Genomic DNA, 2,291 nt, shown 5'->3' on the forward strand with positions numbered 1-2,291 from the left:
ACTGGCCGCCTCCGTGGCGCCGGTGACGGCCAAGAAGACACCCAGCACACTGGCGAGCGCGCCAAAGCTTTTTCGTCTGCGCATGTGTACGTCCTTTCTTCGGAGATCAGCAGCAGAAAGACGTTCCGGTCCACAATGGCCGTGGCCACGTCACGTCGGATGCTAGGAGCATCCGATGAAATCGCGGTGAAACAAGGGGTGTCGAGGTGTGCCGGTGCCGATAAATCATCCGCACAGCTCAGGCCGCTCGTCGGTATTCGTGGAGGGTTCCGCCGAGTCGGTCTCGTCTGCGGACTTCCAGGTGGGTGAGCTGGGCTTGTTGCGTGATGGGGGCGGGTAGTGGGCGGCGTGGAGCGGCTTGTTCCAGGGCTCTGTGTGGGCGGTGTTCGTTGTAGAAGGATTCGTACTCGCGCAGGGCGTGGAGGAGGTGGCTCTGGTTCCAGATCAGGGTCCGGTCCAGGAGTTCGGTGCGGCAGGTCTGTATCCAGCGCTCCATGAGCGAGTTCATCCGCGGTACTCGAATGCCGGTGGACGACCTTCACGCCGGCATCGGCCGTCAGGGCGTCAAAGGCGGCCGTGAATTTCGAGTCGCGGTCGCGGATGAGGAACTTCGCCTTGCTGTCTGCGTCCTCGAGGTCCATGAGGAGGTTGCGTCCGAGCTGGACGATCCAGTCCGCGTGGGGTGAGCGGTGGCGCCGAGGATCCGGATGCGCCTGGTGGTGTGCTCGATGACGGCGAAGACGTACAGGCGGGCTCCGGTCAGAAGATCGCAAGCGAGTAGAGCTTTGGCCTGGCTGCGGAGGAGGCCCGCCCAGGTGGTGCTCTGCCGTTCGGGTGCGGGTGGGATGCCCTGCTGGCGGAGGATTTCCCGGACGGTGGAGGCGGCGATCTTGATACCCAGTGCTGCGAGTTCGCCGTGGATCCGGCGATACCCCCACGAGGCGTTCTCCTTGGCCAGGCGCAGGACCAGGGCGCGGATCGATGGGATCGTGCGTGGGCGTCCGCGTCGTCTGGGTACGCAGGTTGCGGCATGGCGCTGCCTGAGCAGGTTGCGATGCCAGTGCAGGACCGTGTCGGGGCGGACCAGGAGCAGAAGGTGCCGCAGTCTGTCTTTGGGGAGGTGGTGGAGCAGACCGGCGAGGATGGCGCGGTCTGTGTCGGTGAAGGTCGGCTTGCCGACCTGCTGGCGTCGCAGGACCAGCAGTTGGTGCCGGAGTACGAGGATCTCGACGTCCTTTTCTCTGTCGCTCATCGGCAGGAGGCGTAGGAACGCCAGGGCGTTGGTCGCGGCGAGGTAGGCCAGACGCAGCAGCACGACAGATCATGATGCCGCCGGGGCCCTGCACTGGTGAAGACCCCGGGGTGAACCGTCGAGGAGAACCGAAGATCCGTGATCAGGCTCCCGACCTGCGTGGATGATTTATCGGCACCCGCAGTGTTGAGAGAGGTGCTTGACGTCTCAACTCTTACCCGGAGGGCCTCGTTGGTCTCCTATCCTGTAGCACTGGACCTCCCCCATGCCCTTGTCGAGTGGGTCACCATGCTGCTCGTCACCCGTGAAGGTGACAGGAGGTGCAAGCTGCCACCGTCGCAACGCGCGATCGTCGCGCTGGTGTACCTACGCAAGCACGACACCCTGTCGCAGATCGCGGCCGGGTTCGGGATCAGCGTGGGCACCGCCCATGCCTATGTCCGTTCGGTCACCACCCTCCTCGCCCGTAGGGCGCCCGGTCTGCCCCGGGCCCTGCGCGAGACAGGCAGCGAGTACGTACTGATCGACGGCATCGCCGAATGCGACCGGATGGGCGACGGCCGGGCCGACTACAGCGGAAAGCACCGCCGCCACGGGGTGAACCTGAAGGTCATCACCGGTCCCGAAGGCGTACTGTCCTGGATCTCCCCTCCGCGGCCCGGCCGCACACATGACCTGACGGCCGCACGCCGACATCGAATCATCGCAGCCTGCACCCGGCTGCGGATCCCCGCACTCGCGGACCTGGCCTACACCGGCGCCGGCCCGGGCATCGCCGTCCCCGTCCGCCGCCGGCCCAAGCAGGAGCTCACTGCGAGGGAGAAGCCGCTGAACAAGGCGCACGCCCGACTGCGCTGCCCGGTCGAGCGAGGGGTGGCCACCGTCAAGCGCTGGCGGATCTTCCGCCACGCCCGCTGCAGTCCCAGTTGGCTCGCGTCAGCAGCCTAGCGGTGGTTTGTTGACATCGGGTCGGGACCGCAGTAGAAGGACGAGCAGGGGTGTGTGATGACCGCTCGTCGTCCGTGTCCGCCGGCTCCGA

Annotated in this window: 2 protein-coding genes and 1 pseudogene; 2 read left to right on the forward strand and 1 reads right to left on the reverse strand. The window is 66.1% G+C overall.

Annotated features, from left to right (window positions below):
* Positions 1–238 precede the first annotated feature (238 nt).
* Positions 239–1,144 (reverse strand): annotated as a pseudogene (locus JK364_RS54090) (integrase core domain-containing protein).
* On the opposite strand from JK364_RS54090, the gene JK364_RS56760 reads away from it, so the two are divergent.
* Positions 1,031–1,267, forward strand: coding sequence for a hypothetical protein (locus JK364_RS56760; RefSeq protein WP_230993967.1), 237 nt, complete (start codon positions 1,031–1,033; stop codon positions 1,265–1,267). The pseudogene JK364_RS54090 and the gene JK364_RS56760 overlap by 114 nt on opposite strands.
* Before the next feature lie 216 nt (positions 1,268–1,483).
* A complete protein-coding gene (locus tag JK364_RS54095) occupies positions 1,484–2,200 on the forward strand; it encodes a transposase family protein (protein ID WP_201858829.1) in 717 nt (238 codons plus the stop codon).
* The last annotated feature ends 91 nt before the right edge of the window (positions 2,201–2,291 follow it).

The organism is Streptomyces endocoffeicus, assembly GCF_016741935.1.
GTDB lineage: Bacteria > Actinomycetota > Actinomycetes > Streptomycetales > Streptomycetaceae > Streptomyces > Streptomyces endocoffeicus.